We start from the raw sequence: 15,379 nt of genomic DNA, 5'->3' as shown, positions 1-15,379 counted from the left end.
TTTCCCGCGCCGATTTACTTTCCGAGGAACGGCTCGACCTCGGCCCCCGGCAGGAAGGCGCCGAGCCGCTTGATCTCCCAGTCGAGGCGGATGCCGCTTGTCTCGAACACCCGTGCCCGCACCGTCTCGCCGAGCAACTCCACGTCGTGGGCCGTCGCCTCGCCGGTGTTGATCAGGAAATTGCAGTGCAGTTCCGACACCTGGGCGTCGCCGACCTTGAGGCCGCGGCAGCCGGCGGCGTCGATCAGCTTCCAGGCCGACTGGCCCGGCGGATTCTTGAAGGTGGAGCCGCCGGTGCGCGCCTTGATCGGCTGCGCCGCCTCGCGGTGCTCGGTCACCGCCTTCATCGCCTGGGCGATGCTCTCCTTGTCGGCGGGGACGCCTTCCAGCACCGCCGAGGTGAAGATGAAGCCGGGCGGCGGCGCCGAATGGCGGTAGGAATAGCCGAGCGCGGCGGCCGGCAGCGTGATGATCTCGCCCTGACGGCTGACGCCGCGTACCTCGACCACCCGCTCGGCGGTCTCCGAGCCGTGGGCGCCGGCGTTCATGGTCAGCGCGCCGCCGAGGCCGCCGGGAATGCCGTGGTAGAAGGCGAAGCCCGAAAGACCCAGCTCAAGCGCCTTGGCGGCCAGGAACTTGTCGGGAATGGCGGCGCCGGCCCGGATGCGGGTCGGCGACAGCGCCTCGGTGCCGCCGAAGCCGCGCACCGACAGGCGGATCACCACGCCGCCGATGCCGCCGTCGCGGATCAGCAGATTGGAGCCGAGCCCGACGACGGTGACCGGCACGTCCTCGGGCAGCAGCTTCAGGAAAGCCTGGAGGTCGGCCTCGTCGGCCGGCTGGTAGAGGATTTCCGCCGGTCCGCCGACCTTGAACCACACGAGGTCGCGGAGCGGCCGGTTGTCCTCGATCGGTCCGCGGATGTGCGAGGTGTCGCCGAGGCGGGCGCGAAGCGACATCACTCGCCCTCCGCCAGCGTCTTGAGCTGACCGGGCAGCGCATAGGCCCACTGGGTGATGTTGCCGGCGCCGAGGCAGACCACCATGTCGCCGGGACGGGCGACCGACGCCACCGTCGCCGCCAGCTTGTCCGGACCTTCGAGGGCGCGAGCGTCGCGGTGGCCGGCCGCCTTGATGCCGGAGACGAGGTGCGCCTTGTCGGCGCCGGCGATCGGCTGTTCGCCGGCCGGGTAGACGTCGGCGACGATCACCGTGTCGGCGTCGTTGAACGCCTTGCAGAAGTCGGGGAACAGCGAAGAGAGGCGGCTGTAGCGGTGCGGCTGCATCACCGCCACCACCTTGCCGGCCGCGCCCTCGCGGGCGGCCCGGAGCACCGCCATGATCTCCACCGGGTGGTGGCCGTAGTCGTCGTAGATGGCGACGCCGTTCCACTCGCCGGTGCGGGTGAAGCGACGCTTGACGCCGCCGAAGGCACCGAGCCCCTTGCGGATCGCTTCGGCGGAGATACCGAGCCGGTGGGCGACGGCGATCGCCGCCGTGGCGTTGGAGACGTTGTGCCGGCCGGGCATCGGCAGTTCCAGCGCCGGGATGATCGTCTCGATGCCGGTGACGCGGTCGCGGATCTCCACCGCGAAGCGCGAATGGCCGCCCTCGATGCGCAGATCGGTGAAGCGGGCGTCGGCCTGCGGGTTCTGCCCGTAGGTGATGATGCGGCGGTCCTCGATCCTGGAGACCAGCGCCTGCACCTCCGGATGGTCGAGGCACATCACCGCAAAGCCGTAGAAGGGCACGTTTTCGACGAACTGCCGGAAGGCGGCGCGGGCGGCATCGAAGGTGCCGTAATGGTCGAGGTGCTCGGGATCGATGTTGGTGACGATGGCGATGTCGGCCGGCAGCTTGACGAAGGTGCCGTCGCTCTCGTCGGCCTCCACCACCATCCAGTCGCCGGCGCCCATGCGGGCGTTGGTGCCGTAGGCATTGATGATGCCGCCGTTGATGACGGTGGGATCGAGGCCGCCGGCGTCGAGCAGCGCCGCCACCAGCGAGGTGGTGGTGGTCTTGCCGTGGGTGCCGCCGATGGCGATCGCCTGCTTGAAGCGCATCAGCTCGGCCAGCATCTCGGCCCGGCGGACGATGGGAAGGTGCCGCTCGCGTGCCGCCACCAGTTCCGGATTGTCGCGCCTGATGGCCGAGGACACCACCAGCACCTCGGCGGCGCCGAGGTTCTCGGCCTTGTGACCGATCGCCACCGGAATGCCGGACGTTCTGAGGCGCTCGACGTTGGCGCTTTCGGCCTGGTCGGAGCCCTGCACGCGATAGCCGAGGTCCTGCAGCACCTCGGCGATGCCGCTCATGCCGATGCCGCCGATGCCGACGAAATGGACCGGCCCGATGTCACGGGGCATTTTCATGGACGTATTTCCCTGGGAGAAAAATCGGCGGGCTTGCCGCCGGAGGCGATGAATTCGACGAGATCGGCCAGCCGCTCCACCGCGTCGGGCCGGCCCTCGCCGCTGGCGGCGGCGGCCATGGCGGCGAGGCGATCGGGTGATCGCGTGAGATCGACGATGAGATCAGCGAGCCTGTCCGGCGTCAGCGACGCCTGCTCGGCCATGACGGCGCCGCCGGCCTTCTCGAGGCCGAGAGCGTTGGTCTTCTGGTCGTTGTCGAGGGCGTGCGGCAGCGGCACCAGGATCGACGGCCGGCCGATCACCGTCAGCTCGGCCACCGACGAGGCACCGGAGCGGCAGACGACGAGATGGGCGTCGGCAATGCGGGCCGGCAGATCGGCGAAGAACGGGGCGATCTCGTGATCGAGGCCGAGCCGGTCGTAGACGGCGCCGACCCGGTCGAAGTCCTCCGGCCGCACCTGCTGCACCAGGTGGAGCCGGGCGGCGACGTCGGCCGGCAGCTTCTCGACCGTCCGCGGCATCAGTTCGCCGAATACCCGGGCGCCCTGGCTGCCGCCGAACACCAGGAGATCGATCTTGCCGCCCGGCACCGGCTGACGATAGGGGGCGACGGCGGCCAGCACTTTCGGCCGCACCGGATTGCCGGTGACCACGGCGCGCGAGGCGCCCTTGCCCATCAGGCCGGTGTTCTTGAAGGTGGTGGCGATCGCCGTCATGCGCGGGGCGAGGAAGCGGTTGGCCCGGCCCATCACCGCGTTGGCCTCGTGCACGATGGTGGGGCGGCCAGTCAGCCACGCCGCGACAAGCGGCGGCAGCGTCGGATAGCCGCCGAAGCCGATGGTCACGTTGGGATCGAGCTGGCGGACGAGGGCGAGCGACTGGAGTTCGCCGCGTGCCAGAGCGGCCGCCGATTTCGCGAGGCCGAGCGGCGAGCGGTCGCCGAAGGTGGCCGAGGCGATGATGTGGATCTCGCGGGCCGGGAACTCCGAGCCGTAATTGTTGGCGCGGTGATCGGTGGCGAGATGGACCTCGAAGCCGCGCGGCGCGAGCGCGTAGGCCAGCGATTCGGCGGGGAACAGATGGCCGCCGGTGCCACCGGCGGCGATCAGGATGGTGCGGCTCATGGTTCAGCCTCGGCTCGGCAGCGGCGAGAATTCGATCGGCGCCACGAAGCGCGTCTGGTCGGGCCGCTTGCGGGTCAGCGCCAAGAGCATGCCCATGGACAGCGCCACCGCCACCAGCGACGAGCCGCCGTAGGAGATGAAGGGCAGCGTCATGCCCTTGGCCGGCATCAGGTGCAGGTTCACCGCCATGTTGATGCAGGATTGCAGGCCGAACTGCATGATCAGGCCGGTGGCGGCGAGGCGGACGTAGCCATCGTTCTCCTTGAGGGCATGGCTGAGGCCGCGCAGCACCACGAAGGCGAACACCAGCGCCAGCAACATGCAGAGGATGAGGCCGAATTCCTCGCCGAGCACCGCGAACACGAAGTCGGTATGGCTGTCGGGCAGGATGCGCTTGAAGGTTCCCTCGCCCGGTCCCTGCCCCCACCAGCCGCCGTTGATGAAGGCTTCCTGCGCCGTCTGCACCTGGAAGGTGTCGCCGGCCTCGGGGTTCATGAAGCGCTCGATGCGCGAGCGGACGTGCGGCACCAGCGTGTAGGCCGAGAGGATGCCGCCGGCGCCGGCGCCGGCGAACACCAGGATCCACATCCAGCTCATGCCGGAGATGAAGAACAGGCCGGCCCAGACGAGGCAGATCAGCATGGTCTGGCCGAAGTCGGGCTGGGCGACGAACAGCGCCGCCACGATGCCGAGCAGCAGCATGGAGAAGCTGCGGCCAGGCAGATCAGGCCGCTTCTGGCCCTCGGCCAGCAGGAAGCCGACGAGGACGGCGAACATCGGCTTCATGAATTCCGACGGCTGCACCGACACGCCCAGGATGGTGATCCAGCGGCGCGAACCCTTAACCTCCGGCCCGATCAGCAGCGTCAGGATCAAGAGGCCGACGCAGACGACGAAGCCGATCAGCGCCATCCGCCGGATCTGCTTCGGCGTGAGGAAGGAGACGCCGATCAGCGTGATGATGCCGGGAATGGCGAACATCGCCTGACGCTTGACGAAATAATAGCTGTCGGCGATGCCGATGCGCTCGGCGACCGCGGGGCTGGCCGCCAGCGACAGCACGATGCCGCCGAAGATCAACGCCAGGAAGGCGATCAACAGCAGCTTGTCGACGGTGAACCACCAGTCGGCGACCGGGTTGCGTTCGGCGCGCGAGACCATCAGGCTTTCTCCCGGAACGGCGTGACGCGGGGATCGGTGAGCACGAGTTCGCGGAAATGGTCGCCGCGCACCTCGAAGTTCTTGAACTGGTCGTAGGACGCGCAGGCCGGCGACAGCAGTACCACCGCCTCGCGGCCGCTTTGCGCCGTGTCGGCCAGCGCGTCGGTCAGCGCGTCGGTGACGGCGTGGTCGAGCGTGCCGACAGCGGCGTGCGGCGCGGCGTCGCCGATGGTGGCGGCGAACTCCTCGGCGGCGACGCCGATCAGGTAGGCCTTGGCGATCTTCGGGAAGAACGGCGTGAGCGGGGCGATGCCGCCGCTCTTCGGCTTGCCGCCGGCGATCCAGTAGATGTTGTCGAAGCTGGCCAGCGCCTTGGCCGCCGCGTCGGCGTTGGTCGCCTTGCTGTCGTTGACCAGAATCACCGGCCCGGCGCGGCCGATCGGCTCCATGCGGTGGGCGAGGCCGGGGAAGGTCTCGATGCCCTTCCTCACCTGATCGAGCGTCAGGCCGAGCCGGCGCGTCGCCGCCACCGCCGCCGCCACGTTCTGGGCGTTATGGACGCCCTTCAGGACCGGATGGCCGTGCAGGTCGTAGACCACGGTCTGGGACAGGCCCATCGGCTCGATGATGCGGCCCGACACCGCCCAGACGCCTTGCGCCACCGAACCGCGCGTCGAGATGCGCAACGTCTCCAGGCCCTTCGATTCGCGCCGCGACGCCATGGCGGCGCTGTAGGCGTCGTCGATGCCGACCACCGCCACCTTGGCACCGTCGACCAGCTTGGCCTTCACCGCCGCATAGCCCTCGATCGAGCCGTGGCGGTCGATGTGATCCTCGGTGAGGTTGAGCTGCACGCCGACCGTCGGGTCGATGCCGGGGGAGAGGTCGATCTGGAAGGAGGAGCACTCGATGACGTAGAAGCGGTCGGGCGCCAGATCCCTGAGGCCGAGCACCGCCGGCCCGAAGTTGCCGCCGATCTCCACATCCTTGCCGGCCGACTTCAGGATGTGGTGGATGAGCGCCGTCGTCGTCGACTTGCCGTTGGTGCCGGTGATGGCGACGAAGGGCGCCGTCGAGCCCCGGAACTTGCGTTCGCGGGCGAACAGGCAGATGTCGCCGATCACCTCGACGCCGGCCTCGCGGGCGATCTTCGCCGACCAGTGCGGCTCGGGATGGGTGAGCGGCACGCCGGGCGCCAGCACCAGCGCCGAATAGGCGCCGAACTCGGTGCCGCGCCAGTCGGTGACCTGGATGTCGCGCGCCTCGGCGGCGGCGCGCGCTTCCTCCGAATCGTCCCAGGCGATGACCTCCGCCCCGCCGGCCACCAGCGCTTCGGCGGTGATGAGGCCGGAGCCGCCGAGGCCGAACACCGCGACGCGCTTGCCCTTCATGGAGGTAATGGGGATCATCGCCGGGGCTCCGTCAGCGTAGCTTGAGGGATGAGAGGCCGATCAGCGCCAGCACCACGGCGACGATCCAGAAGCGGATCACCACCTGCGATTCGGTCCAGCCGAGCTGCTCGAAATGATGGTGGATCGGCGCCATCTTGAAGACGCGCTTGCCGGTGAGGCGATAGGAGGTGACCTGGATGATCACCGACACCGCCTCCAGCACGAACAGGCCGCCGACGATGGCCAGCACGATCTCGTGCTTCACCGCCACCGCCACCGTGCCGATCAGGCCGCCGAGCGCCAGCGAACCGGTGTCGCCCATGAAGATGGCGGCCGGCGGCGCGTTGAACCACAGGAAGCCGAGACCGGCGCCGATCACCGCGCCGCAGATCACCGACAGTTCGCCGGTGCCGACCACGAAATGGATCTGCAGGTAGCTCGAAAAGACGTAGTTGCCGGCGAGATACGAGATCAGCGCGAAGCTCGCCGCGGCGATCATCACCGGCACGATGGCGAGGCCGTCGAGGCCGTCGGTCAGGTTGACCGCGTTGCCGGCCGACACGATGACGAAGGCGCCGAACGGCACGTAGAAGTACCAGAGGTTGATCATCAGGTCCTTGACGAAGGGGAAAGTCAGGGACGTCGCCAGATGCTCCTCGCTCGGCACGGCGCCGGCCTGCCCGGCCGACATGATGACGAGGCACGCCAGCATGGCGATCACCGCCTCCAGCATCAGCCGCGCCCGGCCGGAAAGGCCCTTGTGCGACTGCTTGGTCACCTTGAGATAGTCGTCGTAGAAGCCGATGGAGCCGAAGGCGACGGTGACCAGCAGCACCGTCCAGACATAGGGGCTCTTGAGGTCGGCCCAGAGCAGCGTCGCCACCAGGATGCCGGAGAGGATCATCAGGCCGCCCATGGTCGGCGTGCCCTTCTTGGCGAGGTGGCTCTGCGGCCCGTCGTCGCGGATCGGCTGGCCCTTGCCCTGGCGGATGCGCAGCGAGGAGATGATGGCCGGCCCGAACAGGAAGACGAACAACAGCGCGGTGATCACCGCCCCGCCGGTGCGGAAGGTGATGTAGCGAAAGACGTTCAGAACCGACAACTGCCCCGCCAGATCGGCCAGATAGACCAGCATTTTCCCAAGCTCTCCGTAAACCCGCCGCCGGGCCATCGGCCCGGTCTCATTCTCGAATCGGCGCGGCCCGTATTAGTCCCTCTGCCCCGCCTTGCCTACCCGTGCCGGGGCACGGCAACTCAGCCGTGCGTTTCCTGACCGAAGCGGCCGAGCAGCGCATCGACCAGCGGCCCCATGGCGCTGCCGAGCGAGCCCTTGACCATCAGCACGTCGCCGGCCCTGACGTCGTCGAGCAGCGCCTCCCTCAACTCCCTGGACGTCTCGGCATAGGCGCCGCGCATGGCGCGCGGCAGCTCCTGCCAGAGGTTGTGCATCAGCGGCCCGGCGCAGAACACCGTGTCGACCTTCGCCGCCTTCAGCGGCTCGATCAGCCCGGCGTGCAGCTTGGGCGCCTCGGGGCCGAGTTCCAGCATGTCGCCGAGCACGGCGACGCGGCGGCCCTGCCCGTCCACCGCGGCGGCGCCGAGCAGCGCGATCGCCGCCCGCATCGAGGTGGGATTGGCGTTGTAGCTCTCGTCGATCAGCCGCGCCGTACCGCCGAGCACGGCGAGCAGGTGGCGCTTGCCACGCCCCTTCGGCTGCTGGTGCGCCTGGAGGGCGAGCAGCGCCCGCGTCAGGTCGCCGCCGACGATCTTCACCGCCGCCAGCACGGCCAGCGAGTTCTGGGCGATGTGCCGGCCCGGCGCGCCGAGCTTGTAGGTGACGTTCTCGCCGAGGATGTCGGCGGTGGCCGTGGTGCAATCCTCGTGCAGCGAGCACTTGATCAGCCGCGCCTCAGCCTCGGGATGCTCGCCGAAGAACACCACGTTGGCGCCGTGGGCGCGGGCGCGCTCGGCGAGCAGCCGGGAGAACTCGCCGTCGCGGTTGATGATGGCGGTGCCACCCGGCTCCAGCCCGGCGAAGATCTCGGCCTTGGCCTCGGCGATCGCCTCGACCGATGAGAAGTGTTCGAGATGCACCGGCGCCACCGTGGTGACGACGGCGACATGCGGCCGCACCATGCGCACCAGCGGCGTGATCTCGCCGGCGTGGTTCATGCCGATCTCGAACACGCCATAGCGGCTGCCGGCCGGCATGCGGGCCAGCGTCAGCGGCACGCCCCAGTGGTTGTTGAAGGACGCGGCCGAGGCGTGCACCGCGCCGGAGGGCGCCAGCGCCTCGCGCAGCGCCTCCTTGGTCGAGGTCTTGCCCACCGAGCCGGTGACGGCGATCACCTTGGCGGCGGTACGGGTCCGTGCCCGCATGCCCAGCCGCCGCAGGCCGGCCAGCACGTCGTCGACCACGACGAGCGGCCCGGCGCCGTCGGGAACGGCGGCGCGCTTCTCCTCCGACACCACGGCCACCGCCGCGCCCTTCTCGAAGGCCGCCGCGACAAAATCGTGGCCGTCGAAGCGATCGCCGGCAATGGCGAAGAAGGCGTCGCCCCTGGCGACGGTGCGGCTGTCGATCGAGATGCCGTCGATGGCCGTCACCGTTCCCTCGGTGCGGCCGCCGAGCGCCTTGACGAAATCGCCTTCCGGCCACAGCGACCGGTCGGCCGGCGTGACGCCCGGCGTCGCCAGCACCGCCTCGTGATCGGAATAATGCACCGTCTCGCGGCCGATGATCTGGCCGGTCTCGTGGCCCTTGCCGGCGATCAGCAACACGTCGTCAGGGCCGAGCATGGCGATGCCCTCGCGCACCGCCGTCGTCCGGTCGCCGACCTCGATGCCGCCGGGGCAGCCGGCCAGCACTTCCGACCGGATGGTCGCCGCGTTCTCGGTGCGTGGATTGTCGTCGGTGACGATGGCGACGTCGGCCAGTCGGGCGCAGACCTCGCCCATCTGCGGCCGCTTGCCCTTGTCGCGGTCGCCGCCGGCGCCGAAGGCGACGACGAGGCGGCCGGAGGTGAACGGCCGCAGCGTCTGAAGCGCCACCTCAAGGGCGGCCGGCGTGTGAGCGAAATCGACGAAGACCGGCGCTTCGGACGGCGCGTAGCCGACCAGCTCCAGCCGGCCCTTGGCGCCCTTGATGCCTTCGAGCGCGTCGAGCGCGTCGCCGAGCGACACCGAGCCGTCGGCGGCGGCCAGCGTCGCGGCGACCAGGGCGTTCGACACCTGGAAGGCGCCGACCAGCGGAATGCGCACCGGCCGCGGCCCGCCGCCGATGTCGACGGTGGCGATCTGCGCCCAGCCGTCGCGGGCGACGTCGAGGATGCGGACGAAGGCGCCGGCCGCGCCGACGGTCATCAGGTCGAGGCCGGAGATGCGCGCCGCCGAGGCGAAGGCCTCGCCGTAGGGATCGTCGAGGTTGACGACGGCGCCGGCGCCGGGCGCCAGAATGGTGTCGAACAGCCGCATCTTGGCGGCCATATACGCTTCCATCGTGCCGTGATAGTCGAGATGGTCGCGCGACAGGTTGGTGAAGGCGCCGGCCGCCACCTCGACGCCGTCGAGCCGGCGCTGGATCAGGCCGTGCGAGGAGGCTTCCATGGCGACGTGGTCGATGCCATCGGCGGCCAGCTCGTGCAGCGTGCGGTGCAGCGTCGCCGCGTCGGGCGTCGTCATGTTGCCGTAGGCGTTGCCGGCCCGCGTCGTCACGCCGACCGTGCCGATCGACGCCGCCTCGTGGCCGGCGGAGAGCCATATCTGGCGGACGAAGGCGGCGACCGAGGTCTTGCCGTTGGTGCCGGTCACCGCCACCACGGTCTTCGGCTGCGGCGCGTAGAAGCGGGCGAGCATGCGGGCGAAGCGGCGGGCCGGGTCGGGATCGCGCAGCACCGGCACGGTGAGGCCGGCCGGCAATTCGTCGTCGAGATCGGCGAGCACCGCCGCCGCGCCCTTTTCGATCGCCTCGGGGATGAAGTCGGCGCCCTTGGCCCGCGTGCCGGGCAGCGCCACGAACAGGGAGCCCGGCGCCACCTCGCGGCTGTCGGCGGTGACCCCGGTGATCGGGATGCGGCGCAACGCCGGGTCGAGCGTGAGGATATCGGGCGCAAGTTCGGCGAGCTTCATCTGTCCGTCCATGGTTGATCGCTGGAACGCCGCACACTGTCCTCGATTTGCGATCGAAATGAGGACAACTCACACTATCCACACCGCCTTCGCCTCGCCCCCGGCGAAGGGCGGCGCCCGTCAGTAGGCGGCCATCAGCGGCACGTCCACGTCGTCGAAGCGCGGCTCCACGTTGAGCATCGGCGCGATGCGGCCGATGATGTTGCCGGCCGTCGGCCCGGCGTTCATGCCGGCGGTGGCCGGCAGGCCGGGCCGCTCGGGATTGGGCTCGTCGAGCACCACCAGCACCAGATATTGCGGGTCGTCGATCGGGAAGGTGGCGACAAAGGCGTTGAAGCGCTTGTTGTTGGAATAGCGGCCGTTCTCCACCTTCTCGGCGGTGCCGGTCTTGCCGCCGATGCGGTAGCCGGGGATGTCGGCCGACTTGCCCGAGCCGCCGGGCGCCAGCACGTTGAGGCGCATCAGGTAGCGCATCTGTTCCGACGTCGACGGCTTCAGCACCCGCTTGCCGAGGAGGCGCGCCTCTTCCTCGCTGCGCGGGAAGAAGGTCGGCGGGATCAGGATGCCGCCGTTCATCACCGCGCTCGCCGCCGTGGCGGTGGCCAGCGGCGACACCGAGATGCCGTGGCCGAAGGAGACGGTGACCGTGACGAGGTCCGACCAGCGCTTGGGCAGGATCGGCCGGGCGATCTCCGGCAGCTCGGTCGGCACCTTGTCCATCAGGCCCATGCGCTTGAGGAACTCCTGCTGCCCCTCCGAACCGACCCTCAGCGCCTCGCGGCCGGTGCCGACGTTGGACGAATAGATGAAGATCTCCGGCACGGTCAGCACCCGGTGCTTGCCGTGGAAGTCGTGGATGGTGAAGCCGCCGATGGTCAGGCCCTGGGTGGCGTCGAAGCTGTCGGTCAGCTTCACCTTGCCCGAATCGAGCGCCATCGAGGTGGCGAAGATCTTGAAGGTCGAGCCCATCTCGTAGACTGCCGCCGAGGCGCGGTTCATGCGGTCCGGGTCGAGCGCCTCGACCGGGTTCATCGGATCGTAGTCGGGCGCCGAGGTCATGCCGACGACCTCGCCGGTCTTGACGTTCATCACCACCGCCGCCGACGACTTGGCCGTGTAGCGCTGCATGGCCGCGGTGATCTCGTCGTGCAGCACCTGCTGCACGCGAAGGTCGATGGACAGGCGGATCGGCTCGAGGTTGTTCGAGGCCATGCCGGCCTTCTGCAGGTCGCCGAGCCACTGGTCGTCGATGTATTTCTCGATGCCGGCGATGCCCTGGTTGTCGATGTTGACGTGGCCGGTGACGAAGGCCACCGTCCGCCCCGACGGATAGAAGCGCTTGTTCTCGGTGAGGAAGCCGACGCCGGGGATGCCGAGGGCGTGCACCGCCGCCTGCTGGGCCGGCGTGATCTCGCGCTTCAGCCAGATGAAGCCCTGCTTGGAGGCGAGACGCTGGCGCACCGCGTCGGTGCCGAGGTCAGGGAAGACGGTGGCGAGCTGCTCGGTCGCCTCGTCGGGATCGACGACGCGGCGCGGCTCGGCATAGAGCGAGGCGAACTTGATGTCGGTGGCCAGAATCTCGCCGTTGCGGTCGAGGATGTCGGGGCGGGCCGCCGACACCGCCGCCTGGGCGTTGCCGAGCGTCACCGATTCCTGCGGCAGGCTGAGACCCATCTGGACGAGGCGGCCGATGATGGCGCCGTAGACCAGCACGAAGCAGGCCGAGGCGAGGATCAGCCGGTTGCGCATGGTGTCGCCGGCGCCGCGCCGGGAGGACGCGCGAAAATCCCGCCCGGCGGCGGGGGCCGTCGGCTCGGCGGACTTTCGGAACGGCAGGCCAACCCGGAACTTCATTGCACCCGCCTCGTCTGATCCTGGATTGGCGGCAGCGTCGCCGAGCCGTCGGCCGAGCGCTCGGCCGGCTGGACCGCCGCCGGCACCACCGGCTTCGCCGGAATGTCGGCGAGCGTGCCGATGTGGTTGGAGGTCATCGGCGTGAGATCGAGGATGTCATGATGGCGTTCGAGCAGGTCGCGCATGCGGGCCGGCCGCGTCAGCAGCGCCCATTCCGCCTTGAGCAGCGAGATGTCCTCGCGCGCCTGGGCAATCGCCGCCTGCTTCTTGTTGATGTTCTCGGCGGCGATCTCCGCCTCGTATTTCATGTCGTAGACGGCGGCGGCGGACAGCACCATCAGGAACACCAGGAGGGCGTTGATGTAGCGGGTCATGGCCTCCCTCCCGAAAGGCTCGGCACGCCGAGCGCCGCCCGGTCGACGGCGCGCGCCGGCGCGTCGGTGCGGATGCCGACCCTCAGCTTGGCCGAGCGGGCGCGCGGGTTGGCGGAAAGCTCCGCCGCGCCGGCCTCGACCGGCTGGCGACCGGAGAGACGGAAGGTGGCGGGCGGTACTTCCGCCTCCGGCAGATGGCGCGAGCCGCCGGCCCGCTCACGCGAGCGGTCGGCGAGGAAGCGCTTGACGATGCGGTCTTCGAGCGAATGGAAGGTGACGACGACCAGCCGGCCGCCCGGCTTCAGGAGGCGCTCGGCGGCGGCCAGCGCGTCGGTCAGCTCGTCCAGCTCGCCGTTGACGTGGATGCGGATCGCCTGGAAGGCGCGCGTCGCCGGATGCATCTCGCCGAAGCGCTTGGCGCCGAGCACGCTCTCGATGGTGGCGGCCAGCTCGGCGGTGCGGCTGAACGGCTTCTCGGCCCGCCGGGCGACGATCGCCCGGGCGATGCGTCCCGACTGCCGCTCCTCACCATAGACCCAGAACAGGCGGGCGAGGTCCTTGACCGGCAGCGTGTTGACGACGTCGGCCGCCGTCGGGCCGGCAAGGCTCATGCGCATGTCGAGCGGCCCGTCGGCGCGGAAGGAAAAGCCGCGCTCGGCCCGGTCGAGCTGCATGGAGGAGACGCCGATGTCGAGCACCACGGCATCGACCGGCGCGGCGCCGGCTTCAAGCGCGAGTTGGTCGAGCGCCGAGAAGGTGCCGGAAACGAGGCTCAGCCGGCCGCCGCTGCCGGCGACCAGCGCGGCGCCGGCGTCGATGGCGGTGGGATCGCGGTCAATGGCGACGACGCGGCCGGCGCCGGCGGCCAGAATGGCCCGGCTGTAGCCGCCGGCGCCGAAGGTGCCGTCGACCACCGTGGCGCCGTCGAGCGGCGACAGGGCATCCAGCACCTCGTTGAGCAGCACGGGGATATGAGGCGTGGCGGGAATACCGAGAAGCGCTGTCATGACGCGGCCTCCGGCCTCGGCGACCGCCTCAGCGCCCGCGCGCGCTCGCGCGCCGCAAGCTCGTAAGCGGCAAAGCGCTGGGGCTCCCAGATCTGGAACTTGTAGCCCTGACCGACGAAGGTCACTTCGTTGGCAATACCGGTGATCTCCAGAAGCGCCGGCGTCAGGCCGATGCGGCCCTCGCTGTCGATGGAAAGATGCACCGAGGAGCCGTAGAAGGCGGTCGACAACAGGTCGTGATCCTCGGAGAACGGCGTGTAGCGGGCAAGGTTGCGCTCGATCTCGGCCAACAGCAGGTTGCCGCCGCAGTCCACCGCCTCCATGTCGATCGACGGATAGCAGTAGAGCCCCTCGAAACCGTCGCGCGACAGCACCTGCCGGAACGGTGCCGGGACGGAGACCCGTCCCTTCCGGTCGATCCTGTTGGTGACGCGCGATACGAAGCCGTTCATCGATCCCCGCTGCCCGCCGCGAGCGGCGCCCCATCTCCAGAACTGTTGGCCCGAACGCCGCTTCTTCCGAAGCGATCCGACCTGGCGGCTCGCGTGACGCGGACACGACCGGCGACCGGGACGACTGTTGCATTCTGCAATGCGATGCCCCGATCGCGCCCAGCCTCAAGGGACCGCGCGACTCTCGAAATCGACGAGACATCTGGCTCGGATCACCTGATTGCCGGGATGATTTGGGATAGCATGGGACCATGTGGGGCGTCAACGAAAGCCAAGCCGTTTGCACCGTTCAGAGACGGCTCTCCGCATTTATGCGGCGTTAGGCTTAACAAGTCGTTCACCACCGCCGGCGGCGTCGTTTGGGCACGGCGCGGAAGCGGGCCGGCGGCCGGGATTGCCGGACGCCGGGTCATGGAAAAGATCCGGCGGCTCGAAACGGCAAGACCCCGCCGTGGCGCGAACGGCGGGGTCTTCGGAAGGCGGACCGGGTCGCCGCCCATGCCGTCCCATGGCCGGCCGGGCCGGCGGGCGGTCAGCGGGAGGCGGCGTTGCCGACGCGGTTGCCGGCGTCCTGGGTGGCGTTGACGGCGTTGGCGGCGTCCTGGCCGGCCCCGCGGATGGTGTTGGCGCAACCGCCGAAGGCGACGACCGAGAGGACGACGGCACCAATGGCGAGGACGGACTTGGCGGACATGGGAGGAACCTTTCCTGTTTCCTGTTGAATCGCGGCCGGACAGGCCTGTCCGTGAGACTCGCAGAGCGTGCCTTCGGTTCCATTGCACCAAAGAAAAACGCCCGGACGGCGGGGCCATCCGGGCGTCGGATCGTCATGGACGATCAAACTCAGTCCTTGGCGCGCTCGACGTAGGAAGCGTCCTCGGTCATCACCACGATGCGGGTGCCGGCGGTGATGAACGGCGGCACCATCGAGCGGACGCCGTTGGACAGCAGCGCCGGCTTGTAGGAGGAGGCGGCCGTCTGGCCCTTGACCACCGGCTCGGTCTCGACGACTTCCAGCGTCACGCGCTGCGGCAGATCGATCGACACCGGCACGTCGTTGTAGACGCCGATATGGCACTCCATGTTCTCGGCAAGGAAGGGGGCGCGATCGCCGACCACGTCCTTGGGCACCGAGATCTGCTCGTAGCTCTCCATCTGCATGAAGGCGAAGCCGTGTTCCTCCTCGTAGAGGAAGGTGTAGGGCCGCTCGTCGATCATCGCCTTCTCGACCATCTCGGTGGTCTTGTAGCGCACCGACACCTTCACGCCGTCGTTGATGCGGCGCATGTCGATCTGCGTGGTGGGCGTGCCCTTGCCGGGATGGAAATTCTCGGCCAGCAGGACGACGTGGAGCTTGTCATCCAGCTCGACGACGTTGCCCTTGCGGATTTGGCTAGCGATGACCTTGACCATGACGTATCGGATATCCTGAAAACGGGTGGCGCGGCCTCGGAGCGGCGGCTCCGGGCGCGGATCGCGTCTCTCCTGACATTTTTGAAGCCGAAAAGGAAGAGGCG

12 protein-coding genes and 2 pseudogenes are annotated in these 15,379 nt (G+C 69.3%); all 14 read right to left on the bottom strand.

Annotated features, from left to right (window positions below; translation table 11 throughout):
* Nucleotides 1-14: 14 nt before the first annotated feature.
* The 14 genes and pseudogenes from murB to efp all read right to left on the bottom strand — a co-directional run bounded on the left by murB (nt 15) and on the right by efp (nt 15,275).
* Nucleotides 15-959: a UDP-N-acetylmuramate dehydrogenase gene (murB, locus tag H512_RS0105330; RefSeq protein ID WP_026782591.1), complete on the bottom strand. Its 945-nt coding sequence runs from the start codon at nt 957-959 to the stop codon at nt 15-17.
* Nucleotides 959-2,371: a UDP-N-acetylmuramate--L-alanine ligase gene (murC, locus tag H512_RS0105325; protein ID WP_026782590.1), complete on the bottom strand. Its 1,413-nt coding sequence runs from the start codon at nt 2,369-2,371 to the stop codon at nt 959-961. The genes murB and murC overlap by 1 nt, the downstream gene beginning before the upstream one ends.
* A complete protein-coding gene (locus H512_RS0105320; protein ID WP_026782589.1) occupies nt 2,368-3,495 on the bottom strand; it encodes a UDP-N-acetylglucosamine--N-acetylmuramyl-(pentapeptide) pyrophosphoryl-undecaprenol N-acetylglucosamine transferase in 1,128 nt (375 codons plus the stop codon). Before H512_RS0105320 ends, murC begins: the two co-directional genes overlap by 4 nt.
* A 3-nt stretch (nt 3,496-3,498) precedes the next feature.
* Nucleotides 3,499-4,656 (bottom strand): FtsW/RodA/SpoVE family cell cycle protein, encoded by a 1,158-nt coding sequence (locus H512_RS0105315; RefSeq protein WP_026782588.1) that lies wholly within the window; start codon nt 4,654-4,656, stop codon nt 3,499-3,501.
* Nucleotides 4,656-6,065 (bottom strand): UDP-N-acetylmuramoyl-L-alanine--D-glutamate ligase, encoded by a 1,410-nt coding sequence (gene murD, locus H512_RS22615; RefSeq protein WP_053239585.1) that lies wholly within the window; start codon nt 6,063-6,065, stop codon nt 4,656-4,658. Before murD ends, H512_RS0105315 begins: the two co-directional genes overlap by 1 nt.
* Nucleotides 6,066-6,078: 13 nt before the next feature.
* Nucleotides 6,079-7,182, bottom strand: coding sequence for a phospho-N-acetylmuramoyl-pentapeptide-transferase (mraY, locus tag H512_RS0105305; RefSeq protein ID WP_026782587.1), 1,104 nt, complete (start codon nt 7,180-7,182; stop codon nt 6,079-6,081).
* 119 nt (nt 7,183-7,301) lie between these two features.
* Nucleotides 7,302-8,702 (bottom strand): annotated as a pseudogene (locus H512_RS27870) (UDP-N-acetylmuramoylalanyl-D-glutamyl-2,6-diaminopimelate--D-alanyl-D-alanine ligase); the annotation flags it as partial.
* Nucleotides 8,703-8,738: 36 nt separating this feature from the next.
* Nucleotides 8,739-10,175 (bottom strand): annotated as a pseudogene (locus tag H512_RS27865) (UDP-N-acetylmuramoyl-L-alanyl-D-glutamate--2,6-diaminopimelate ligase); the annotation flags it as partial.
* 120 nt (nt 10,176-10,295) lie between these two features.
* On the bottom strand, nt 10,296-12,029 hold the full coding sequence (locus tag H512_RS0105295) for a peptidoglycan D,D-transpeptidase FtsI family protein (RefSeq protein WP_026782585.1): 1,734 nt from the start codon (nt 12,027-12,029) through the stop codon (nt 10,296-10,298).
* Entirely contained in the window at nt 12,026-12,403 is a 378-nt protein-coding gene (ftsL, locus tag H512_RS22610) for a cell division protein FtsL (protein WP_053239584.1), read from the bottom strand. Before ftsL ends, H512_RS0105295 begins: the two co-directional genes overlap by 4 nt.
* A complete protein-coding gene (gene rsmH, locus H512_RS0105285; protein WP_026782584.1) occupies nt 12,400-13,410 on the bottom strand; it encodes a 16S rRNA (cytosine(1402)-N(4))-methyltransferase RsmH in 1,011 nt (336 codons plus the stop codon). Before rsmH ends, ftsL begins: the two co-directional genes overlap by 4 nt.
* Nucleotides 13,407-13,862 (bottom strand): division/cell wall cluster transcriptional repressor MraZ, encoded by a 456-nt coding sequence (mraZ, locus tag H512_RS0105280; protein ID WP_026782583.1) that lies wholly within the window; start codon nt 13,860-13,862, stop codon nt 13,407-13,409. The genes rsmH and mraZ overlap by 4 nt, the downstream gene beginning before the upstream one ends.
* Before the next feature lie 532 nt (nt 13,863-14,394).
* Nucleotides 14,395-14,556, bottom strand: a complete 162-nt coding sequence (locus H512_RS0105275; protein WP_026782582.1) for an entericidin domain-containing protein — start codon at nt 14,554-14,556, stop codon at nt 14,395-14,397.
* Between the two features lie 149 nt (nt 14,557-14,705).
* Complete coding sequence (gene efp / locus H512_RS0105270; RefSeq protein WP_026782581.1) at nt 14,706-15,275, bottom strand: elongation factor P; 570 nt, start codon at nt 15,273-15,275, stop codon at nt 14,706-14,708.
* Nucleotides 15,276-15,379 lie beyond the last annotated feature (104 nt).

The organism is Pleomorphomonas koreensis DSM 23070, assembly GCF_000425185.1.
Taxonomy (GTDB): Bacteria; Pseudomonadota; Alphaproteobacteria; order Rhizobiales; family Pleomorphomonadaceae; genus Pleomorphomonas; species Pleomorphomonas koreensis.
Note: the sequence above shows the minus strand (reverse complement) of the source record. Positions and strands in the feature narration are given on the sequence as shown.